The following is a 23798-nucleotide window of genomic DNA, read 5'->3' on the forward strand; positions in this document are numbered from 1 at the left end:
CGCAATATGACGACCCGTCAGCCGCAGACTCAAGGAAGGCACCCCTGAACAGGGAAACGCCAAAGTGTTACTGGAGCTAGCGGGTACCGCCTCAGAGATTCCCGTCCCTAAGACGGCGAACGCGTCTCGCGCGTCTCGAGTCGATTTCGTTGCGGATCATCACCGCCCTGTCTTCGCGCCCGCAGCGTCTGAGAACCCTCTCGTACGTTTCCAGCGCCTCCTCCAGCGCGGCATCGGCGGCTGAGTCCGTCTCGGGCCACTGCACGAGGAGAGAACGGTAGAAGTCCACCAGGCTCTCCATCGTGAACAGGATCTCCGGATCAAGAGGGCCTGACCTCTGCTCCCAACTCCTCACCATCTCAAGACGGCGAGCGGCCATCGAGAGTCTGACGCTCCGTTCAGTGGCAGCCTGTTGGACGATGCGGTCGGCGGCGCCCGTCGCGGGCGCTACGTGTCCCGAACGCCCCGTGTCTCCGGAACGCGTCTCGTCCGCGGGCGGCGAGGGGAGCAGCGCCCCAGGCACGGGGCCAAAGGGTGAGGGCTCTACGAGCACCGTCACGCCCATCACGTCCTCGAGCCGGTTCAGGAGCGTCGCCGACAACGCCCCGCGCGCCCCCGGCCGGCGGTTCACGCTCGCACGGGCGTGACGGTGCTTCACCAGGTTGCGGTGCCAGCGCAGGACGGTGTCCGGGGTGGCCAGGAGCTGCAGCCGGCGCGGTGTCGCGCCGGCAACGTCGACAACAGCGCGGCGAGGAGCGTCCGGTCCTCGGCTCGGAACCGGGGACGCCGTTCCCAAGCTGCGGATGCAGGACGCCAAGCTGGTGACGCAGGGCGAGGATCCCGGTGTCCTTCTCGTGGTCGGTCATCGGCAGCGGCCGCAGCGCTGCGAGGGCGTGGGAGACAGCGAGGTAGGCGAAGCTCACCAGCACAAGTAGCGATCACGCCGGACGGCGAGGGGTCATGAGCAGGTGAGGGCTGACCTGCGCGGATCAATTTCCGGCACGCACAGCCCCCGGTCCACACCGTCCCGCAGCGAAACGTCCTGATCAGGGGCCCGAACTCGGGTCTTCACCCGGGACACCCGGCCAACTCACCCTGCGGCGCCCGCCTGTTCCGGTGTCGCCGAGGCCGGCTCCGCCTGACAGGTGGCGCGGCCGAACTTCCCGTACGCGGACGCGGTCTGGACGTGCTTGCCGCGCACGGCGAGCGAGCAGCTGGCCTGACCGCCCTTCTCGCTGAGCGTGATGGAGACCAGTGGCGGCCTGCCGAGCGGTACGTGCACGGTCTTCTTCCACGGCAGCGCGACGGCATGGTCGACGATCGCGGACCCTGCCGTGCTGCGGGCCTGGTAGGTGATGTCGGCGGTGCCCTTGCCGGTGACCTCGTACGTCACTGCGGCGGTCGGGATGCTGCGTTTGGCCGGCCTGTCCCCACCGGTGGCGAGTACGCCGTAGAGAAGGAGGCCGGTGCAGGCGGCCAGCAGGGTGCCGCCGATGAGGAGGCCGGTGCGGTCCGGGCGGAGGGTGCGCGACCGGCCATAGGCCCCGGAATTCCCGCCGTTCCCCTCGGATTCGGCGGCCTCCGGCCCGTTTTCCCGCTCTTCATCGCCCATGACGAGTCCTTCTTAGGTCAGCCACTCGGAAATCGCTTGCCTGTGCCGGAATTTCCGGAACCAGGGCTCTTATACATGACGCCGGGCTCGGGTTGCCAGTGAGTGGACAAACCGGGCGCCGACTTCCTGCGATGGGCGAACTGTCCTGATTGGGAGTCTGGTTGACATGCCGTTACCTGAATGCTTAAAACCACCGCGCCGCTACGTGCGGCCTGCTCGTCATGAGGCCGGCCACGCGTTTCCGGTTGATGTTTATGACGATCGAACCTAGGAAAGGGTTGCGGTGAAACCGAGATTGGGCAGGCTCGTCGCGTGCCTTGTGGTCTCCGCGGTGGTGGGTACCGCGTTGCCCCAAGTCGCGTATGCGGCGTCCGAATCGGACGACGGTGGCGGTGGCGGAAAGGGGATAGTCGATACCGTCAAGGGATGGTTCGGCGACGATGACGACGGTCAACGGCTCGCCGAGCCGCCGTCCCACGACGAGTCGGACGTGGCGGACCGGCAGAAGCTGCCGAAGGGCAAGAACGCTCCGAATGCCTGGCGGGTCAAGGAGCTGACGGGCCGGCGCACGGCGAGTGCGCGGTTCTGGCAGATGTCGGACGGCCGGGTGCAGGCGGAGCTGTCGGCGGTGCCGACGTCGTACCGCTCGGGCTCCGGCAGGAAGGCGACCTGGAAGCCGATCGACACCGCTCTTCACCGGGTGGATGCCAAGGGCTTCGACTACGCCAACACCACCAATGAGGGTAGTAGCTGGTTCGGTTCGGACGCGGACCACCTGGTGCGCTTCCGCTCGCCGGACGGCCGTTCGGTCACCCTCGGCCTTCAGGGTTCGGACGGCAGGCTGAAGCCGTCGGTGAAGGGGGCGACGGTCACCTACAAGGACGCGGTCGGCGGCGCGGACCTGGAGTACGGGGTCGGCCGTGGCCGGGTGAAGGAGAACATCACCCTCGCCGAGCGCCCCACCGGTCCGCTGAAGTTCACGTTTACGCTGGACACGCAGGGGCTGACGCCGAGAGCGCGCAGGGACGGCTCGGTCGCGCTGTTCGGGGAGTTGCCGCACACGCCGGTGATGGTGATTCCGGCGCCGTTCATGACGGACGCGAAGAAGGCGGACAGGTCCGTCTTCGGCAGGACCTACAGCACCAGGGTGACGCAAAAGCTGACGCGGGACGGCAAGTCCTGGAAGCTGACGGTCACGCCGGATGCGAAGTGGCTGGCATCGAAGGACCGGCAGTATCCGGTGGTGATCGACCCGACGATCACGATCGCGCCGTCGCCGACGGACTCGCAGGACACGATGGTCCTGTCGGACCAGGCGTCGACGAACTTCAACACCACCTGGAAGCTGTCGGCGGGCAAGACGAGCACGGGTACCGCCCGTTCGCTGATCAAGTTTCCGCTGAGCGAGATCCCGTCGGGCACGAACATCGACTCGGCCCGGTTGGAGATGTACTTCGACCAGGCGCACACCACCAACGCCAACGACGTGACGATCGGCGCCTACCGGGCGACGGGGGCGTGGAACGAGTCGACGGCGACCTGGTCCAACACCAGTGGCCTGGTGGGTGAGCTGTCGGGCACCAGCGTGCAGGTGGACGACGGGGATGCGGGCACGACGGCGGCGGTCGGCTCGTGGAAGCCGGGGTCGACGACCTACGGCATCGACGGCGACTACCTGTACAACAAGGACGCCGTCCTCGGGGACACCTACACCTGGCAGCCGAGGCTGCCGGAGACGGCCTCGTACCGGGTGGACGCGCATTATGTGCAGTACACCGACCGGTCGACGGCCGCCCCGTACACGGTGACGAGCAGTGATCCGACCGCGACGTACACGGTGGACCAGACGGCCGGTACGAACGGGGTGTGGGCCTCCCTCAACGGTGGCTCGCAGATCAACTTCGCGAAGGGCACGGCCGGCAAGGTCGTCCTGAAGGACACCAGCAGTACGACGGCGGTGATCGCGGACGCGGTGCGCTGGGTGAACCCGGCGTCGATCGTGAAGAACACCGGTGAGTACAACCAGTGGCACAAGTTCCCGGTGACCGACACCGTGCAGCAGTGGCTGGACGGCACCTCGGTCAACAACGGGTTCGTGCTGAAGGCCACGGACGAGTCGTCGACCGCCCCGACGGGCGGCCCGCGCTACGAGTCCGGGGATGGTGACTACGGCGGCGAGACGGCCACGATCCCGCGGCTGACGGTCACCTACGGCAGGGTCGGCACCACGCTGAACTCGCCGACCGTGGTGCACGGCACGGGTCCGGAGCTGTCCTGGAAGGCGTACTCGAACACCACTGGTGACCCGAACCTGGACATCGTCGAGTACCAGCTGCACCGCTCCACGCAGCAGGCGTTCACCCCGTCCGCGGCCACCCTGGTCGCACCGGTCGACAAGAGCGCGACAACCTACACGGACACCACTGCGACCCCGACGCCGGACTCCTCGTCGGTGGAGATCGGCCGGTCGTACTACTACCAGCTGGCGGTGAAGACGAAGGACGGCCAGCTGCTGGGCTCGCCGACCCGGATCGTGGGTGTGCCGAAGGCGGGCCGCACGATGCGGCTGATCCAGGGCACCACGGCCGGGGTCACGGACACCACGTTGTCGTCGGCACAGCCGACCACGAACGAGGACACCATCCAGTCGTTCGGGGTGGGCCAGAAGTGGCTGGAGGTGGGCAACAACTCCACCACCTACGGCAAGGCCCGCGCGGTGATGAAGTTCCCGACCACCGCGATCCCGACGACGGCGACGGTGCTGGAGTCACGGCTGTTCATGTGGGGTGCGGAGACCACCACCGACACCAACGGTGCGATCTACGAACTCCACGGCCTGAGCAAGGACTTCACCGAGACCCAGGCCACCTGGAACAACGCCAACTCGACCACGGCGTGGACCACTGCCGGCGGCGACTACTCCGGCACCGTCTCCGACACGGTCGGTTCGGTCTCGGAGGTGGGCCGGCACTGGTGGGATGCCACCAGCCTCACGCAGGGCTGGATCAAAACGCCCACGACCAACCACGGTGCGCTGGTCAAGCTGAAGGACGAGACCTCGACCGGTCCGCAGGAACGCACCCTGTTCCTGGCCTCGGAGGCCTCGGACTACCAGCTGGGTCCGCTGCTGCGGGTGATCTACGTCGACTCCACGACGGACGACACCTACTACGCGCCGACCACCCCGGCCCGCATGACCCCCAACTCCACCTACACGGTGGACTTCACGGTCACCAACACCACGAACGCCGCCTGGGCGACGGGTGAGCGGGTCCTGTCGTACACCTGGCAGCTGCCCGACGGCACCGACGTGACGACCGGCGGCAACCAGCTCTCCACCGCCATCCCGGCGCTCTCGCCCGGCCAGTCGACGACGATCCAGGCGCAGGTCAAGACGCCGATCAACTCGGACTCGGGCAGCAAGCGCACCAAGTACGCCCTCGGCTGGGACGTCAAGAAGGTCTCCGACGGCAGCTGGCTGTCCGCCGGGACTGGGGGCATACCCCCCCTGAAGCAGAACGTGGCGGTGGAAGACCCGACGTCGAATGCGCTGGGCCTGGAGAAGTTCTACTCCTACACCGGCAAGAACACGGGCGCCGGGTCGACGGTGATGAACAACCTGGCCTCCGGCAACACGGTGTGGTCGTACAACGCGTTCTCCAACCCGGGGCGTGGTCTGACGACGTTCGCCAGGTTCGCGTACAACTCGCTGGACACCGACAACACCACCGGTGGTGCGGGTGCGGGCTGGTCGGCGCAGCTGGGCGGGCCGATCCGGCTCGGTGCACAGCTGGACTTCCACCCCAACCCGGTGCAGAACGCCACCGAGATCCGTCTGCCCGACGGGGACGGCACCACGCACGTCTTCACCAAGCAGCCCGACGGCAGCTGGAAGGCCCCCGCGGGCGTCCACTACCGCATCACGATGAAGGCGGGCCTGGACTGCACCCCGACGAAGGACCCGGTCCCAGACGCGTGGACGCTGCTGCGCCCGGACGGCACCCGCTTCTTCTTCGGCTGTGACGGCTACCTGACGTCTGTCGTGGACAAGAACGGCAACACGCAGACCTACACCTATGAGCAGCACAAGACGCAGGGCAAGGCGGCGAAGTTCCTCGCCTACGTCACCGACCCGGCGGGCCGGCAGTCCCTGACGGTCGACTACTACAAGAGGGGCGACGCGTCCTACGACTACATCGACGGGACGGGCGCCAAGGTCACCGGCACGAGCCTGACCGACCCGGACATCTACGACCACGTGAAGTCCATCACGGACATCTCGGGCCGCAGGATCTCCTTCTTCTACACGGTGCAGGGCCTGCTCGGTCAGTTCACCGACGGCGACGGCTCCGCCCAGCCGAAGAACTTCACGTTCACCTACGACGCCACCCAGGGCAACAAGAACGTCAAGCTGGTCACGGCCACCGACCCGCGCGGCCACGACACCAAGCTGGCGTACTACGCGCCCCAGACGGGTGACGACCCGAAGTACCACTGGTGGACGAAGACCATCACCGACCGCCTCGGCGGTGACACCGGCTTCGCCTACGCCGCCGACACCGCGAACACCAATTTCACCGACACCACCGTCACGGACGCCGAGACCCACGCCACGAAGTACGTCACCGACGACTTCTTCCGTCCCGTCCAGACGACCAACGCCAAGTCCCAGACGTCGAAGATGTCATGGGACGCGGACAACAACGTCACGTACCTGGAGGAGGACAACGGCGCGAAGACGGCATACTGCTACGACCAGAAGACGGGCTACCCGCTCTGGCAGCGCGACGCGGAGAACAACAAGGCGGGCGTTCCGCCCTCCTCCGACTGCGCGCCGGGCACCTACCCGGCCAACGCGACGACATACGAGTACCAGACCCGCGCGGACGGCTACTCGGCGGACCTGTTCCGCAAGACGTCGCCGGAGGGCCGCGCCTGGCAGTTCGGCTACGACACCTTCGGGAACCTGAAGACGGTCACGGACCCGATGGGTGTCGCAACGACGTCGGTGCCTGACGACTACACGACCAAGTACGACTACGACAGCTACGGGCAGTTGACCAGGGCCACCGACGCCAATGGCAACGCCACCGTCAACTCCGACTTCGACGTCGTCGGCTACCCCAAGGTGATCACCGACGCGGAGAGCCAGGCCACCTCGTTCGTCTACGACGAGCGCGGTCAGGTCACCTCGGTGACCGACGCGCTGGGTACCACCACCACCCAGACCTACGACGCCTTCAAGCGTCCGCTGGTCAACAAGCTGCCCAAGGAGCAGGCGCAGGGGGTGTTCATCACCACTCCGGCCCCGGTGTACGACGCCAACGACAACGTCACCACCAGCACCGCCGCGGACGGCGTGGTGTCCACCGCGGTCTACGACTCCGCGGACCAGGTCACCGAGACGACCGGGCCGGACAACAACCTGAGCGGTCGCACGACGCGCTACACCTACGACAAGGTCGGCAACCTCAAGACCACGACCGAGCCCAAGGGTGTGGCGACGACCTCCGTCCCGGACGACTACGTCACCACCAACACCTACAACGAGATCTACCAGCTCATGTCGGTGGTGAACGCTCAGGGCGACAAGGTCTCCTACGAGTACGACAACGCCGGCAACGCGGTCACGGTCATCGACCCGAAGAAGAACGCCACCGCCGACACCACCGACTACACCAGCAAGACCGCCTACGACCTCGACCACCGCGTCACCAAGGTCACCGACGCGGCGGGCAAGTACACCACGCGCGAGTACGACAAGGACTCGCTGATGGTCAGGAGCACCGACAAGGAGGGCAACACCAGCGAGGTCGTCTACGACCAGCGCGGCAAGACGATCGAGCAGCGGGTCCCCTACTCGGGCACCACCCTTCGCACCACGAAGTTCGAGTACGACCAGATGGGCAACACCACCAAGGTGATCAGCCCGCGCGGCACCGCCACCGCGGCCGTGGACGACTTCACCAGCCGCACCGAGTACGACAGGCTCAACCGTCCGGTCAAGCAGTTCCAGCCCTACGACCCGGCGGACGCGCGCTACAACGACCCAAACGTCTACACCCAGACGACCTACGACGCGGTCGGCCGCATCTCGCGGGTCTCCGCGCCGCCGTCGGCGGGTCAGACGGTCCGCAACGACACCGACTACACCTACTTCGACAACGGTTGGACCAAGACGTCCACCGACCCGTGGGACATCGTCACCTACTACGGCTACAACCAGACCGGCCAGCAGGTCTCGCGCACCCTCACCTCCGCTGGCGGCTCGAGTTCGCGGACCCAGGGCTGGGCGTACTACCCCGACGGCAGCCTCCAGGCCCGCTCCGATGACGGCGTGCCGGTCGGCGCCCACGTGGTGGTGGCCGACAACTCCGACACCCAGACCACTTCGGCGACCGGCACCTGGGCCACGGCTTCGGCCACCGGCCAGCAGGGCTACGACCACCGCACCCACGCGGCGGGGGCGTCGACGGACACGTTCACCTGGACTCTGAACGTTCCGCAGGACGGCAGTTACACCGCCTACGCGAAGTACCCGACGACCTCGGGTGCCTCCACGGCGGCGAAGTACACCGTCACCCACGACGCCGGCACCACCGACAAGACGGTCGACCAGACCACCGGCGGCGGCACCTGGGTCTCCCTGGGCTCGTTCACCTTCAAGCAGGGGAACACGTCCAAGATCACCCTGGCGGCCGACGCCTCCGGCAAGGTCGTCGCCGACGCGGTGAAGATCGTCCGCACTGTCACCGAGACGGACAACGAGAAGAAGGACTTCACCTACTCGTACGACCTCAACGGCAACCTCACCTCGATCGCGGACGCCTCCTCGGGTGCCAAGATCGACACATACACGATGACCTACACCGGGCTGAACCAGGTCCAGAAGGTCAGCGAGTCGCTGTCCGGCACCGAGAAGAAGGCCACGTCGTTCACCTATGACGCCAACGGCCAGAAGGAGACGACGAGCCACCCGGACCAGTACGCGCAGTACATCTACGACGTGCGTGAGCTGGTCAAGACGGTGAAGGTCGGCAAGTCCCCCTCGGACGCCTCGCCGAAGACCACCGAATACACCTACACCGACCGCGGCCTGCGGCTGAAGGAGACCAAGGCCAACGGCAACACGGTCGACTACACCTACTACATGAACGCGGCGCTGAAGACCCAGACCGAGAAGAAGCCCAACGGCACCCTGGTCTCCTCGCACACCTACGCCTACGACGCCAACGGCAACCAGGCGCAGGACGTCGCGTCCAAGATGAACGCTGACGACCACGGCGCGTACCTGACCTCCACCACGGACTACACCTACGACCCGGTCAACCGGCTCGCCCAGTCCGTGAAGACGGGATCCGGCGCGGGCACCGAGACCTACGTCCACGACGCCAACGCCAACGTCGTCACCCAGACGATCAAGAACGTCACGACCGACTACACCTACGACCGCAACCGGCTCCTCAGCTCGAGCATCGGCGCCGCCAGCAACAGCTACAACTACGACCCGTACGGCCGACTGGACACGGTCGTCGCGGACGGCAAAGTGGTCGAGGACAGGGACTACGACGGCTTCGACCACGTGGTCAAGAACACCAAACTGCAGACCGACGGGGTCACGTCGAAGACCACCACCTACGTCTTCGACCCCCTGGACCGCACGGCATCCAAGACGGAGGCCGGCAAGACCACCGACTTCAACTACCTCGGTACCTCCAGCGAGGTTCTCAACGAGGCCGTTGCCGGCGAGGTCACCAAGTCCTACCAGTACAGCCCGTGGGGCGAACGCCTGACGCAGCTGAAGCACAACACCGACGGCTCCGAGGAACTCGGCGTCTACGGCTACAACGGCCACACCGATGTCGAAACCCTCACCGACACCAGCGGTGACACCAAGTCCACCTACGGCTACACGGCCTACGGCACCAACAACGACGCCGAGTTCACCGGCATCGACAAGCCCGACACCGCCCAGCCCGACAAGGAGGCGTACAACCCCTACCGCTTCAACGCCAAGCGCTGGGACGCCGCCAGTGGCACCTATGACATGGGCTTCCGTGACTACAGCCCCGGCCTGAACCGCTTCACCAGCCGGGACATGTACAACGGCGCCCTGGCCGACATGCAGCTGGGATCGGATCCCTTCACAGGGAACCGCTACGCCTTCACCGGCGGCAACCCGATCAGCAGCGTCGAGATCGACGGGCACAACTGGTGCGAAGGGGGCTCCTTCTGCCCCTGGGACGACAACTTCGCCTCTGCCTGGGTCGGCACCGTCGAGACTGTCGCCGACACGCTTGCCAGCCCCGTGATCGCCGCAGAGCCGATTCTTCGGGAGAAGTGCCCTGGATGCTTCGGAACTCCCGGTAATCCCAATGGAGTGGATCTGGGATTCGAATGGGTCTCGGGCAGCGGCCCCAAGCATCGAGACTTCGGCGGAAACGACGCCTTCACGCAGTCGCTCATGGACCACTACCACGTCCAGCGGGTGCGGGAGATCGCGGCCGACAACATCAACGGCGGAAACTACAATCTGGGCGCCAAGGTCGCCCAGTACACGGACAAGGACACGGGTGTCACATACAATAACGGCTTGAATCACTCGCTGAACTCCAAGACCGTCTTCATGGATTTCACGTCGAACATGTCCGCGGCGTTCCTGGGTTCCTACACCATGGACTACACGGTCAAGTCGGTCGACAAGAAGGCGGGGACGGCGACCATTCAATTCCATGTGGCAAATGACAGCACCATGAATTCTGGGACGCATATCGCCCCGGAGCTCGGCGGGTACAGTGAGTGGTGGAGTGAACACATCGCCAAGCCCCTCAATTCGTATTACGATACGGGGCGTTTCAGTACGAAATCGCAGGATGTGACGTGGACGGAGACGGTCGACCTCGACGATCCCAAGGCTCCGTCGGCGTCATCCGGGTCATCGGGGTCATCGGAGTCGTCGACCGGCCTGCTGGACAGCATCACAAGTTGGGTCTCCAGCCTCTTCTGACGGCCGGCTGACGCACTCGCTCCCGCCGGTCGACCGGTCGGGACGTGCCTTGAAAACGGCGGGGCTGCCACCAGGGATCCCTGGTGGCAGCCCCGCCGCCCGTAACGACTGGAACGACTGGAAGTAGATGGCGTGAAATTCGACGTATTTCGCATCAGTGCAGGCCTTGCGACTGCCACCTTGACGGTACTCGCCTCGACCGCTTGCGGGACAGGCAAGCCCGCCCACGTCGTCCCGGAGTCCCTGCGTCATTCCGAACTGGTCGGTCGATGGGACGGAGAGCGAGAATGCGGATCGCCGCTTCCGGTCATTCGACTGCGTGACGATTACACCTTTTCCGTCAAGGACCTTCCGGTCGAGTGGGACGGCCCCGTGCCGGACGCGCAGGTGACGCGTCGTTCAGTCGGCGGGAAATGGCATGCGGTCAACGAAGACCCTGGCCTGCCCCCCTATGTGATGCTCAATTTCGAGGATCAGAAGGACAGCAAGCTTTTCACCTTCACTTTGGATCATGGGAAGCTGCGAATGAATGGGAGTGTCGAAGCGAACGGGGGGGATCCCTATACCTACCCATGTCACTACAGACGTACCTCTGCCGACCCCGACTTCGGCCGATAGCGGGTCCGTCAAACGAACGGCCCTGTCTGGGTGTGTCCCGCCAACGGCTCTGGGTGAGCGTTCACGAGGGCTGCCCGGCGGGGCGGGTTGACGGTGCGACAGGTGGTCTGGTGTCTGGCATGCTGCGCGATCATGTCTGCAAGACGTGTTCGGCCTTCCCAAGGAGGGCAGGCCCCAGGCGAAGCCCGAGGCCAGGGCCCGGAGTAAGCGCGAGGGCGCGCCCGGCACGACGCTGGGCATGGTGGAGAACCCGGACAAGATCAGGAATCACCGCCCGCGGGCTTGCGGCGCCTGCGGGGCGGGGTCGCGTGGCGTTCCCTCGGTCGGCGTCGCCCGGCGCCAGGTGACCGACATCCCGGTGGTGACGGCCCAGTCACCGAGCACCGGCTGCACAAGGTCCGGTGCGGCTGCGGCCACACCACCGGCGCGGAGGCGCCCGAAGGGCTCGCGGGATCTCCGGTTTCATACGGTCCGAACCTGCGTGCCCTGCCCGTGTACCTCGTGGTGTTCCACCATGTTCCCGTTGGGCGGGCGGCACTGTTGATCGCCGATCTGACCGGTGCTGCGGTGTCCACCGGCTGGGTGAACCCCATGGTCGCCGAGGCCGCCTGCCTGACGGGGGCCTCCCTGAGGCTGATCAAGGCTCTGCTGGTGCTGATGGACACGTCGACGCCCGACGGGTGGACAAGCACACGAGCCGGGACGTCCACCCCGGCTCCGGGCCCGCCCGGCGTTCCGGACGGATCGCCGTCGTGCAACGGCCCCTGTTATGAGACCGCTCCCTCCAGGACCGTGATGTCGGCGATCGGCGGCCGACCGTACAGGGCGAGGATCTCGTTGGCGAGGGCGATGGTCTGCAACGGGTTGTCCTGCTGCCGGTGGGCCTCGATGCCTGCGGCGAGAAGCCCGGTGGGCACAGCCCCCGCATCGAGGAGGACGCGCCACTCCGCGGGTGGGAGTTCCAGATACTCAAGGTGGGTGAGCCGGGCGATCTCACAGGGATCGGCGAGAGTACCGGGATAGGCGGAGAGGGTCCGCAGACGCGGCAGGCCGAAGACGGGGGCGAGGCTGAGAGGCTCCTTGTCCCAGACCCCGAGGCTGAGGACCTCCAGGCCAGGGTGCGCGGCAGCCTCGACGCTGGGGACGGAGGCGTGATTGACATAGGCGACGAGCGGCGGCCGTTCGGTCCTTCTGACCGGCCGGCCGTCGAAGTGACGGTGGACGACCATGTCGGTGAGGGAGTCGGCGACCAGCCCGGCACCGATGTTCTCCTCGTGACCGATGATGATCACCTGCCCGACGTGCCCGTCCGGACCCGGTGTGAGGTCGATGGCGATACGGTCTCCGCCGCCGTTGTCACCGAAGACGATCCAGCCCGGAGAGCCGACAAGCCCCTGCACGGCGTCCTCCGGCCCCGTCTCGACCGCCTCCATGGCGCCGAACTCCCACAGCACATGCCGGGAAGCCGCGTCGGCGACGTACACCTCGCCGAGAGGAAGGAGCTCGCAGCCGACGGTGTCGTACGGCTCCCGGTAGTCGTCCCAGTCCTCGTACTGGCCCCGGACGACCTGGTACAGGGCCCTCAACTCGGCAGGCAGCGGCAGGCCCAGACGCGCCTCGACCGCTGCGATCTCCTCATCGGAGGCGCCCACCGCGTCCGGGAGCCGTTCGCGAAGAGTGCGCTGCAGCAGTTCCACATCCGCGGACGGAGCCGGCACCACGCCGGGCACCGGCGCGGGCAGGCGACGCACCGGCTCGGGCAGTGCCCCGTCCGCGAGAAGAAGCGTGCCCGGGTGCGCGGTCGCGACACCCGGCTCCGCTGAAGAGCCCATTCTGATCAGATGCAGCCGGATACCGCTGGGGGCAGAAGAGGCCTCCACGACGAAGGAGACTCCGTCGTTCCCGTTCTCCTTGAGTGCTTCGACGATCCGGCCCACGGCGTCGAACTGCTCCTGGTTGTCGGAGACCTGTGAGGCACGCCCCGGCTGCGGCGGCCGGAACGGCAGCGGAACACTCCATGCTCCGGGACTGATCTGCCCCGCCACATGCCCGCCGGGTGCGGTGAGCGTTTGCGTGTGGGCGGCGTACAACAGGCGCAGCAGGGGTTGCCAGGTGGTGAAGTCATGAAGCGCGGGCACGAGCAGGCCTCCTGAATACGTGTTCGGTGACGCTGAATTATGGGTGGGGGCGCCGACATCACGAGGCGCGGACCGGGACGGCAGCGGCCGCGGGCGACGCGACGCGTCCTTCGGTCGAAGGGACGAATTCGGGTCAAGATGACCCATCACCGGTCACCGACTCAACGTCTCGCACCTTCGCTGAGACGGGACACTGCGGGTTTGTCCGCAAGGGACCACCATCTGCCATGTACTACAGCCTCAGATCTTCGTGGTGTCCGGTTGTGGCCGGGTGGTGGGGTGGCCGACGAGGGCGGTGGCGGCGAGCACGCCGGCGAGTACCGTGGACGGCGCCTGACGAGGAGGTCTTTCGCTTCGCGACCGACGAGGCGCGAGAGGTCGGCGTCCACCTGTTGGGGCGACGGCTGTACGAGACGATGCTGTACTGGGAGAGCGCCGACCAGGATCCGTCGCTCGACTTCTCCACGCTCGAGTTTGCCGCGATCTGGAAGCCGCTGCCCAAGGTGGTGTTCTCCACCACGCTCTCGGCGGTGCGGGGCAATGTCCGTCTGGCCTCCGCCGGCCTGGCGGAGGAGATCGAGCGGTTGCGGGCCGAACCGGGGAGGGCGACATCGCGGTCGGCGGCGCGATTCTCGCCGCCGAGGCGGCCTCGTTGGGTCTGATCGACGAGTACCGGGCCAGGGTCTACCCGGTGCTGGTCGGCGGCGGCATTCCCTTCTTTCCCCGGCACGAGCGCCGGGTGGATCTCGAACTCGTCGAGACCCGCACCTTCAGTTCGAGAGTCGCCACCCTCCGGCTACCGCGTGGCGCGCTGGCCGGAGGGTGGCGAGTTCGCCGTGCACCCTGCGGTGGCCCCATGATGGGTTTCCGCGTCCCCGGGCGTGGCGCGGCGGGGAGTGGTCACGGGACGGTCCTTCACGTTCGGCGATTGGAGTGTTGTTGCCCCGCCCGTGTGGTACGGGCGGGATCACGCAGTGGTGGGCGTGTGTGGGTCGCTGATGAGGGTGAAGCGGGCGGGTGCGTGGTCGATCGGGAGGTCGGGACGCCAGGCGGTGAGGATCTGGGCGCTGCACTCGAACAGGTCCGGGGGCAGGGCGTCCAGAGGCCACCAGCGCCAGTCGCCGACGCTTTCGTCGGGCTGGTCGGCCGGCTCCCCGCGCCAGCGGGTGACGAGTGCGCCGAAGGTGATGCGGACGACGTCGCCGACCCGGTCGAGGAGCATGCCCAGGAGACGGACGTCGGCGGGGTCGGCGTACAGGCCGGTCTCCTCGGCGAGTTCGCGTACGACTGCCTCCTGCAGTGACTCGCCCGGCTCAACGGTCCCGCCGGGCAGCTCTCGTGTGCCCAGCCGGTGCCGGCCCAGGAGCAGGCCCTGGGGCCCGAGCAGCACGGCGCCGACGCCTACTGCGGCGCCGGCGACGGGTGGCTTCGCGGTGCGGGGGCGTGCGGTGATCCGGGCTGGTCGGTGGGCCTGGAAGAGCCGGTAGGAGGCTTGGTCGTCCTCCTGCGGTGCGTCGAGGACAGTGACGCCCTGCACTCGGAGCCCGTACTGCACGAGCAGGTCTTCCCACACCTCGGGCGTGAGCACCCACATGTGCACGGTGAGGTCGTTTCCGCCGGCCGGGCGCAGGGTCTCCGGGCGTGGGGTGACGGTCGAGGTGGGGCCGTCGCCGTCGGAGTTGGTGTGCAGCACGGTGAAGTACAGTCGGCCCCCGGGCTTGAGGGCGGTCGCCAGGGCGGCCAGGAGCCGGTGGGGGTCGAGGAAGTGGAAGGTGTTCAGGGAGTAGATCACGTCGTATGGCGCTGCCGTGCCCAGGTGCTCGACGGCGTCGGCGTTGACCAGCCGCAATCCTGGCACGTCGGGGTAGCGGGTGCGGGCCCGTTCGATCTGGCTGGGGGAGGCATCGACGGCGTCCACGTGTGCGCCGTGGGTGCGGGCGAGGTGCGCGGCGTGCCGGGCGGGGCCGCAGCCGAGGTCCAGTACGCGCAGGCCCTTGAGGTCCCCGAGGATGCCGTCCCCCGGTCCGTCCGCCGCGGGGCCCCACGTGATCTGGTCCACTTCCGTCAGGGGTGTACCGCGCCGCAGGTGGTGTGTTCCGTAGGCGTCCCAGGCGAGGCATGTGTGTCGTTCCAGGTCCAACGTGTTGTCTCCCATGTGTCGGGTTCAGGGACGGAGTGCGTAGCAGCGCAGCACGTCGAGGTCGGCGGTGCGTACGACGGACCAGCCCGCGGTGAGCGTCTCGGCTTCGGCGGCGTTGATCCCGAGGTGCTTGCAGGGGTCGCTGTCCTCGCGGCGACCGGCGAGTTCGGTGACGACCCAGAAGGTCCCGCCGGGTGCCAGGACCTTCCGGACGCGGTCGAGGAAGGCCGGCTTGTCGTCCATCCACCGATAGACCAGGCGGCAGGTGACGACCGCGTACGCGCGGTCCGGCAGGGCGTTGACGTCGTCGGCGGCGAAGTCCATCAGATGCCAGGTCGGCCCTTCGCCGTGCTGGTGGCTGCGGGTCTTCCGGGCTGCTGCGGCGATGGCGCTCGGGGAGAAGCCGATGCCGGTGGTGCGGTAACCGAGCTCGTGGAGGTGATGGGCGAGGGCGCCGTCGCCGGTGCCGATGTCGAGGGCAGGGCGTCCACGGCCGGGTCCGACATGATCCGCCAGAAGCGTGGCCTCGGCGCTGCTGACCTCCCGGTACCGGCGTCCGCCGGCCCAGAGCGGCTCCCAGTGGTCGGCGGTTGCAGGGGTGGTCGTCATTCGGCTCCTTCGCGAGCGGGCGGGACAGCCGAGGTGGCTTGCCGCATCGGCAGTTCGGCCCAGTGCTGACGCTGACGGCCGTGGCCCGGTCCTACGCCGGTTCGGTGGGGTGGTACGTGTGGACGGTGAGCCCGGTGATCCGGCCGGATTGGATGAGGGGACCGTGCTGTACGCCTCCACTGATGGTGTTGTGCACGGTGCTTGGTCGAGTGTCCGCGTTGTTCGCGATGCCCTGCAAGCATGTGAGCAAGTCGCGGAGGTCGTCGCCGGTTGCCGAACCTGGCTGCAGGAGATGTCGCAGGTAGGCGTGCCACTCGTTGGTGATGTCACGGGTCGTTTGTGCGTCACCTCTGGCTTCGGCGGCGAGTAGCCGGGTTCGGGCGGTGTCCAAGTCGGTGATCGAGGTTTCATCCGCACCGGTGCGTGAGAAGTACCGCCCGACGAGTTCGCGGGCGTGCATCCAGGAGTCGGTGACCATGAGCGAGGCCAGGGTCGTCGCTCCAGACGCGGCGAGGGCGGCCAGCTCACTGTCCATCGGTCTTCCTTTCAGAGGGCGGGGCTTCGGGCGTTCCGTCGGGCGCGGAGTGTGCTGAGGCCGATGGCTCACCGACGTTCGGTGTGAAGCTCGCAGGCGGATCGAACCTGCGCAGTAGGTCCTCGGCGGTCTCGTGCCGGTCCTGTGTCTTGATGACGTCGGCGAATTGCTTGGCCAGCATTGCTCGTCGGACGTCTCCACCTGTGAAGCCCATGCTGTTGAGGAAGGCCTCGAAGTGGTCGGCGGTCGTCAGCTCTTGCTCGAAGGGAGGTGCCGGCTCCTGCAGCGGACCGGGTCGTTCGCCGTGCGGCTGAGCCATGAGATGAAGAAGCCGTTCGGGCACGTCCGTGTCGTTGGCGGCAGACGTGAGCTGCGCGAGCAGACCGAGATCAGCCACGGTCTTCTCCACATGGTCGTCGTTCTTGGCGAGCCACCAGACGACCGCGCTGCCGGTGGGACTCCATGCGCCTGCCGCAGACGCCGCAGCACAGCAGCCCGGCCGGGAGACAGGTGCGTCCGGGTGCCGTCTCGCGGCGGATGCGCAGGTTCTGGACGGTGATGAAGTCGAAATGACAGCACCCCGGGGCTTGGCCTTTCGGTCCGGGTGGGGCGAGGCCGGAGACGGCGATGGCGAAGGTGCAGGTGTCCGCGTGGGGCGACCGTGTCCGGCGCGACGCGGGCGGCTTGGGGACATCGCCACCCGTGCCCCGCTGTCGCAGGGCCGGCGTGGGAAGGCCGTTGCGGCAGTTCTCGCCGCCCTCGCCTGATTGCCGCTGTGTCGTCAGTCGAGCAGGACGCCGGGGTTGAGGATGTGGTGGGGGTCCAGGGCGTTCTTGGCGGCGCGCAGTGCCAGCGCGAAGGGGGCCGGGCGCTGGAGGTCGTAGGCGGGGCGGTGGTCGCGGCCGACGGCGTGGTGGTGGGTGATGGTGGCGCGGTGGCGGTGCAGGGCGTCGGTCGCGGCGGCTTTGATGTCGTCCCAGACCTCGACCTCGTCGCCGGGCCGGCCGGCGAGGGCCACGGTGAAGTAGGGGGCGGCGCCGTCGGGGTAGACGTGGGTGAGGCGGCAGTTGATGGTGGCCGGGTGTCCGGTGGCCTTCGAGGCGGCGGCGCCGACCTCGGTGCGGACGGCGTCGATCAGGCCGGGAATCCTCTCCCAGGTGGCGGCGGTCTCGAAGGTTTCGACGACGGCGCCCATGCGGGCCAGACCGTCGCGCAGGTAGGGCATGCGCAGGAACGCCGAGCGCCAGGCGCTCACGGCCGCGTCGGCCGGGGCGTCGCGGTCTGCCGCATGTGTCTCGCGGCGGCCGCCGTGGGCGCGGGCCAGGTCCACGGCGGCCGTGAGGCGGTTGTCGACGGGGGTGGTGGCGGACTCGAAGCCGAGGACCAGGACGGTGGAGCCGTCGTGGGAGGCGCCGGACAGCAGCGCCTCGCCGGGGTCGAGCAGGCGGCAGTTGGCCGGGGCGAGGTCGGACTGGGCGATGGCCCGTACGGCGTCCAGCGCGAGGTGGAAGTCGGCGAAGGCCACGGACGCGGAGGCTTTGTGGCGGGGGCGTTCTTGCAGGCGCATCCATGCCTCGGTGATGACGCCGAGCGTGCCCTCGGAGCCGAGGAAGAGCCGGTCGGGTGACGGCCCGGCGCCGGATGCGGGCAGCCGCCAGGAGGTGTTGGCGCCGGCGGGTGTGATCACGCGCAGGGACTGGACGAAGTCGTCGATGTGGGTGTGGACGGTGGCGTAGTGGCCGCCGGCCCGGGTGGCGAGCCAGCCGCCGAGGGTGGAGAACTCGAAGCTCTGCGGGAAGTGGCGCAGGGTCAGGCCGTGGGGCCGCAACTGGTCCTCCAGTACGGGACCGAGGGCTCCGGCCTGGATGCGGGCCGAGCGGCTGGTGGTGTCGATCTCCAGGACGCGGTCCATCGTGGTCAGGTCGAGCGAGAGCACTGCGTGGTGGGCGTCGCCGCGGTACTCCACGCCGCCGACCACCGAGGAGCCGCCGCCGAAGGGGATGACGGCCACGCCGTGCTCGCCGGCCCAGTCCAGCAGGTCGGCCACGTCCTGGTCGCCGGCCGGGTGGGCGACCAGGTCGGGGATCCGGCCGGGCCGGCCGCGCAGGGCCCGGATGACGTCGCGGTACGCCTTGCCCATGGCGTGGGCGGCGCGCGCCTGCGGGTCGGCGGTGACCAGGTGCGCCAGGGAGGGCGGGGGCGTCGCGGTGGGGCGGCCGATGGGCAGGTCGGCGATGCGGGGTATCGGCAGCGGGCGGGCCAGGGTGCCCGGCAGCAGGGCGCCCAGCGCGGCGCATTCGGCGTCGTCGGGGTGGGCGTCGGCGTAGCCCCAGCCCCACCAGGAGCGGGTGCGGGAGGTGCGGGGGTCGGTCGCGGTGGCAGGCATGGGTGCGCTCCAGCGGGGTCCAAGGAATTTACCCGTCGGTAAATTACCCTAGGGTAATATCTAGTTCCATGACAACGCCCCCCTCCAAGGCCGGCACCAAGGGCGTACCGAGGGCCGCGCGCGAACAACAGGTCCTGGCCGCGGCCACCCGGGAGTTCGGCCGCCACGGCTACGAGGCCACCACCGTGGCCGCCATCGCCACCCGCGTCGGCGTCACCAAACCACTCCTGCACCACTACTTCGGCAGCAAGCAGGAGCTCTACCTCGCCTGCCTCAACCCCGTCGGCGACCGGCTGCTGGCCGCCATCCGCACCGCCATGGCCGACCACGCCACCGGCGCACCGCCCACACCCCTGCGCGTGCTGCACGCCCTGTTCACCGCCCTCGACGGCCAGCGCGAGGCATGGTTCGTCCTCTACGACCCCACGCTTCCGCCCGACAGCGAAGCCGCCCACCGCGCGGCCCACTACCGCAACGCCATCGACGACCTCGCCGCGACCGGCAGCGCCGACCTCCTGCACACCGCCGGAACCAGCGACCCACTCGACGCCGACGCACTCAAACACGCATGGCGCGGCCTGTGCACCGCCCTGGTCCGCTGGTGGATCAACCACCCCGACCAGTCACCCGACGCCATGACCCGGCGCTGCGCACGTCTCGCCAGAGCCAGCCGGACCATCCTCGCCGTCGGCGACGACGACCCGTGAGGCGGACGACTCACGTGCTGCCTCGGCGCCCCGCAGAGCGTGGTTCGTCGCCCCCTGGCAACCGCTGCGTCCTCGGGAGCCGGCGCACGGCGGCTGACCTCGATGCACACCTTCCGGCCCTTGGAGTCCGGGACGGAGCACCTCCGGCCCGCGTCCTTGTCCCGCATCCCCGTGATCGGACCGGGACCGGACCGTGATCGGACCGGGATCGGTGCGCCCGAACTCTCTCGGAGTCTGCGCGATCGAGTCGATGTGGACGTGGCCCGGGGCACCGGGAAGGCTGATCTCCTCCGCCAGGTCCTGCCGACGCACATCCCGCGCGGTGGGCGGGCGATCGCGTCACTTGCGGTACCACGACTCCGACACCCCACAGCCCGGCAGGCGACCCGATGCCGTATGCCCTCATCGGCCTTGCAGCCGCTGATCGGCCCGACCGCCACGGCGGGTCCGCCTCGGCTGCTTCACCCCAAGGCCACGCATCGCTTGCAGACGTCACGCTCCATCTCCAGCTCGCGGATGCGCTTGTCCTTCTCCCCGGCCCCGGCCGGCAGCCGCTCCGGCTCCGCCCGCTCACTCTCCCGCAGCCGGCCACCGGACGGCTCGGCCACCTGCCGGTCCGACGACGGCACGGAACTCAGCGTCGTAGATGCGCTTCCTGGATGCCAGGAGGGGAGGTTCAGCCGCCGTGTCAGTGAACATCCAGCCGACCCACGGACGGTGAGGAGGGGCGGCCCCCGCGCCAGGGCCGTTCGGCCCCTGTGGAGTCGGGGTACGGCAGCGCACGTTGGGAGGCATGAGGGTGGGTGAGCGGATCGCCGTGGTCGGCGTCGGGAACGACTTCCGGCGCGACGACGGTGTGGGCTGGACTGTTGTCGCCCGGCTGCGGGAACGGGCTGAGACACGGCCGCTGCCGCCGGGAACGGTACTGGCCGCCTGTGACGGCGACCCCGGGCGGCTGATCGGCCTGTGGCAGGGTGCGGCGCTCGCCGTGGTCGTGGACGCCGCGCACGCGCATCCGGGGACTCCGGGGCGTGTGCACCGCCTTGAGATCGAGGCCGAGTGCCTCGCACAGCCGTCGGCCACCAGCTCGCACGGGCTGGGCCTCGGCGAGGCCGTGGAACTCGCCCGGCTCCTCGGACTGTTGCCCGAGCGTCTGGTCGTGTACGCCGTCGAGGGCGCCGAGACGGATTTCGGTGCCGGCCTTTCCCCCGCCGTCGCGGCGGTCGTCGAGCCGCTCGTCTTGGCCGTCGAGGACGAGATCACCCGCTTCCGGAACAGGGTGGCCGGGAGGCCGGCATGACCTTACGGGGCTTCCACGTGGACGGCATCGTCCAGGGAGTCGGCTTCCGGCCGTTCGTCTACCGCACCGCGGCCAAGCTCGGTCTGGACGGCTGGGTGGCCAATGTCAACGGCCATGTGGAGGGTGAGGTCGCGGGACCGATCGGCACGATCGAGGAGTTCGCCGCCCGGCTGCGGGCCGAAGCACCGGCGCTCGCCCGGGTGCGCCGTGTCCGGCTGACCGAGAGCACACGGGATTCGCCGGCGCACGGCCGGGGTTTCCACCTACGGCACAGCCCGCCCGCGCAAGTCGGCACCGCCCCGCGCGAGGTCCCCCCCGACGCGGCGATCTGCGAATCCTGCCTGCGTGAGCTGTTCGACCCCGGGGACCGGCGCTACCGCTACCCGTTCATCAACTGCACGGACTGCGGGCCGCGCGCCACGATCATCGAGGATCTGCCCTACGACCGGGTCCGCACGACGATGCGGCGCTTCCCGCTGTGTGCGGAGTGCGCGGCCGAGTACGCCGACCCGGCCGACCGGCGTTTCCATGCCGAACCCGTCGCCTGCCCGGTCTGCGGACCGCAGTTGGCGTGGGAAGACCTGCGCGGCGAGGAGGCGCTGCGGGCGGCGGTCAAGACCGTGGAGACGGGCGGGATCGTCGCGTTGAAGGGCCTCGGCGGCTATCAGCTCATCTGCGATGCAGGCGATCCGCGGGCCGTGGCGGAGCTGCGCAGCCGCAAGCACCGCCCGGCGAAACCATTCGCCGTGATGGTCCGTGACCTGGGCGCGGCGTCCCGGCTGGCGCAGATCGGTGCCACCGAAATGCAGGCCCTGACCTCCCCGGAGCGGCCTGTGGTGCTGCTCGCCCGTTGGTGCCGCGGCATGTCGCGGCTCGCCTACGAGGTGCACCCCGGGCTCACCCGCGTCGGCCTGTTCCTGCCCACCACCGGGCTGCACCATCTGCTCCTCGACGCGCTGGCCCGGCCGCTCGTGGTCACCAGCGGCAACCTGAGCGACGAGCCCATCGCCGTTCACGACGTGGAGGCGCGCCGTGCCCTGGCCGGCGTCGCGGACGGCTTCCTCACCCACGACCGGCAGATCCTCTCCCGCTACGACGACTCGGTGGTCCAGTTCGCCGGGCGGACCCGGATCACGATCCGCCGGGCCCGCGGCCTGGCCCCCGCGCCGCTGCCGCTTGCTGTACGGGAGCCGGTCGCCGGGGTCGGCGCCCATCTGAAGCACACGTTCACACTGGCCGCCGACGGCAGCGCCCACCTCGGGCCGCACACCGGCGACCTGGCCGACCTGGCCGCCTACGAGGCGTTCCAGGCGTCGTACGAGCACCTGAAGCACCTCACCGGCATCGAGCCGCGGATCCTCGCCCACGATCTGCACCCCGGCTACCTGTCCACGCAGTGGGCCGAGGCGCAGCCGCTGCGCCGCATCGCGGTGCAGCACCACCACGCGCACGTGGCCGCCTGCGCGGCCGAGCACGGGGTGCGCGGAGCGTTCCTCGGCATCGCCTACGACGGGCTGGGGCTCGGCGACGACGGCACCCTGTGGGGCGGCGAGATCCTGGTCGCCACGCTGAGCGGCTACCGCCGCGCCGGCAGGTTCGCGACCGCGCCCCTGCCCGGCGGCGAAGCGGCGGTACGCCATCCGTCCCGCACGGCTCTCGGGCATCTGCTCGGCGGCGAGCCGCTGGGGTCCCCGCGCCCGTACCCGTGGCTCACCCGTGCCTTCACCGACCGGCTCGATGCGGCCGGGGTCGCCGCCGTGCGCGCCATGATCGCCCAGGACGTCAACTGCCCACGGGCGTCCAGCGCCGGACGGCTCTTCGACACGGTCGCCTCCCTGCTCGGGCTCGCCGACACAGCCCGCTACGAGGGTGAGGCGGCCGTCCTGCTCGAAGCGGCGGCGGGCGACGAGCACGCGGTGCCCCTCTCCCACCGTGTCGTGCGGGTGGACGGCCTGTGGGTGTACGACCCCGCGTCGACCCTGACCGACCTGCTGCAGCGACGGCTGGGCGGGGAGCCGGTGGCCCGGCTGGCCGCGGCCTTCCACCTGACGCTGGCGATCGTCACCGCGGAGCTGGCCGCTCGGGCCGTGGCGGACGGCGCGCCGCGCACGGTGTGCCTGGGCGGCGGCTGCTTCGTCAATCGGCGGTTGACGACCGAGGTGAAGCGCCGACTGCGCGCTCAGGGGCTGCGGGTGCTGGTCGGCGGCCAGGTCCCGGTCGGGGACGGCGGCATCAGCTACGGCCAGGCGGCGGTCGCGGCCGCACGCCTGGCCGGGGAGGAGTGAGTTCACATGTGCCTGGGCATCCCGGGCCGGGTGGTGGAGATCCACGACGAATCCGGACTGCGCATGGCCACCGTCGACTTCGGCGGCGTACGGCGCGAGGTCTGCCTGAGCTGCACACCGGAGGCGGACGTCGGGTCGTACGTCATCGTGCACGTCGGCTTCGCGATCAGCCAGGTCGACGAGGAGGAGGCGCGCCGCACCCTGGAGGTGCTGCGGGCCATGGCGGACGCGGTCGAGGGAGAGCTGGGCGAACCGCTGCCGTGACGCTCCGCCGAGAGGGGCGCCCCTCGAACGCCGTCCTTCATGGTGCAGGCCGTCTGTGGCCGGGCGCGCCGACGCGGTGGAGCCGCATGGTGTCAGTCCCGCGCATCTGCGGGGCGCGGCCCCTGCCCGGGTAGGCCGGTCGGCCCCCTGGAACCGGTCGGCCCGGCGGGCAGGGCCGGTCAGTCCCTGTCGCAGAC

At 68.9% G+C, this 23798-nt stretch carries 15 protein-coding genes and 1 pseudogene; 7 read left to right on the forward strand and 9 right to left on the reverse strand.

Features of this window, described 5'->3' with window-relative positions; translation table 11 throughout:
• Positions 1-91 precede the first annotated feature (91 nt).
• Both ACZ79I_RS34440 and ACZ79I_RS34445 read right to left on the reverse strand, forming a co-directional pair.
• Entirely contained in the window at positions 92-658 is a 567-nt protein-coding gene (locus ACZ79I_RS34440; protein ID WP_471502809.1) for a hypothetical protein, read from the reverse strand.
• Between the two features lie 432 nt (positions 659-1090).
• Positions 1091-1612, reverse strand: coding sequence for a hypothetical protein (locus tag ACZ79I_RS34445; protein ID WP_471502811.1), 522 nt, complete (start codon positions 1610-1612; stop codon positions 1091-1093).
• A 1297-nt stretch (positions 1613-2909) separates the two neighbouring features.
• Here ACZ79I_RS34445 and ACZ79I_RS34450 point away from each other — a divergent pair.
• Positions 2910-10619, forward strand: coding sequence for a golvesin C-terminal-like domain-containing protein (locus ACZ79I_RS34450; protein WP_471505394.1), 7710 nt, complete (start codon positions 2910-2912; stop codon positions 10617-10619).
• Between the two features lie 132 nt (positions 10620-10751).
• A complete protein-coding gene (locus ACZ79I_RS34455; protein ID WP_471502813.1) occupies positions 10752-11237 on the forward strand; it encodes a hypothetical protein in 486 nt (161 codons plus the stop codon).
• Positions 11238-12004: 767 nt separating this feature from the next.
• Here ACZ79I_RS34455 and ACZ79I_RS34460 read toward each other — a convergent pair.
• Positions 12005-13375, reverse strand: coding sequence for an SMI1/KNR4 family protein (locus ACZ79I_RS34460; RefSeq protein WP_471502815.1), 1371 nt, complete (start codon positions 13373-13375; stop codon positions 12005-12007).
• A 323-nt stretch (positions 13376-13698) separates the two neighbouring features.
• Here ACZ79I_RS34460 and ACZ79I_RS34465 point away from each other — a divergent pair.
• Positions 13699-14235: pseudogene (locus tag ACZ79I_RS34465) on the forward strand (dihydrofolate reductase family protein); the annotation flags it as partial.
• 107 nt (positions 14236-14342) lie between these two features.
• Here ACZ79I_RS34465 and ACZ79I_RS34470 read toward each other — a convergent pair.
• The 5 genes from ACZ79I_RS34470 to ACZ79I_RS34490 form a co-directional block, all read right to left on the reverse strand.
• A complete protein-coding gene (locus tag ACZ79I_RS34470; protein WP_471502817.1) occupies positions 14343-15530 on the reverse strand; it encodes a bifunctional class I SAM-dependent methyltransferase/NUDIX hydrolase in 1188 nt (395 codons plus the stop codon).
• A 9-nt stretch (positions 15531-15539) separates the two neighbouring features.
• Positions 15540-16124 carry a class I SAM-dependent methyltransferase gene (locus tag ACZ79I_RS34475; RefSeq protein WP_471502819.1) on the reverse strand — a complete coding sequence of 195 codons (585 nt, stop codon included), beginning with the start codon at positions 16122-16124 and terminating at the stop codon, positions 15540-15542.
• A gap of 91 nt (positions 16125-16215) precedes the next feature.
• Entirely contained in the window at positions 16216-16659 is a 444-nt protein-coding gene (locus tag ACZ79I_RS34480; protein ID WP_471502821.1) for a hypothetical protein, read from the reverse strand.
• Positions 16649-17068 carry a hypothetical protein gene (locus tag ACZ79I_RS34485; protein ID WP_471502823.1) on the reverse strand — a complete coding sequence of 140 codons (420 nt, stop codon included), beginning with the start codon at positions 17066-17068 and terminating at the stop codon, positions 16649-16651. Before ACZ79I_RS34485 ends, ACZ79I_RS34480 begins: the two co-directional genes overlap by 11 nt.
• 372 nt (positions 17069-17440) lie before the next feature.
• Positions 17441-19045: an FAD-binding oxidoreductase gene (locus ACZ79I_RS34490; RefSeq protein ID WP_471502825.1), complete on the reverse strand. Its 1605-nt coding sequence runs from the start codon at positions 19043-19045 to the stop codon at positions 17441-17443.
• A gap of 68 nt (positions 19046-19113) precedes the next feature.
• On the opposite strand from ACZ79I_RS34490, the gene ACZ79I_RS34495 reads away from it, so the two are divergent.
• Complete coding sequence (locus ACZ79I_RS34495) at positions 19114-19752, forward strand: TetR/AcrR family transcriptional regulator (RefSeq protein WP_471502827.1); 639 nt, start codon at positions 19114-19116, stop codon at positions 19750-19752.
• A gap of 461 nt (positions 19753-20213) precedes the next feature.
• Here ACZ79I_RS34495 and ACZ79I_RS34500 read toward each other — a convergent pair whose 3' ends face one another.
• A complete protein-coding gene (locus ACZ79I_RS34500; RefSeq protein WP_471502828.1) occupies positions 20214-20381 on the reverse strand; it encodes a hypothetical protein in 168 nt (55 codons plus the stop codon).
• Positions 20382-20545: 164 nt separating this feature from the next.
• On the opposite strand from ACZ79I_RS34500, the gene ACZ79I_RS34505 reads away from it, so the two are divergent.
• From ACZ79I_RS34505 to ACZ79I_RS34515, 3 genes are read left to right on the forward strand one after another with little or no spacing between them, the layout of a single operon-like run.
• Entirely contained in the window at positions 20546-21052 is a 507-nt protein-coding gene (locus tag ACZ79I_RS34505) for a hydrogenase maturation protease (protein ID WP_471502830.1), read from the forward strand.
• Positions 21049-23337, forward strand: coding sequence for a carbamoyltransferase HypF (hypF, locus tag ACZ79I_RS34510; RefSeq protein ID WP_471502832.1), 2289 nt, complete (start codon positions 21049-21051; stop codon positions 23335-23337). Before ACZ79I_RS34505 ends, hypF begins: the two co-directional genes overlap by 4 nt.
• 6 nt (positions 23338-23343) lie before the next feature.
• The gene (locus ACZ79I_RS34515; RefSeq protein ID WP_471502834.1) at positions 23344-23601 is read left to right on the forward strand and encodes a HypC/HybG/HupF family hydrogenase formation chaperone; all 258 of its coding nucleotides are present in this window, start codon (positions 23344-23346) and stop codon (positions 23599-23601) included.
• Positions 23602-23798 lie beyond the last annotated feature (197 nt).

The organism is Streptomyces sp. PSU-S4-23 (assembly GCF_055632315.1).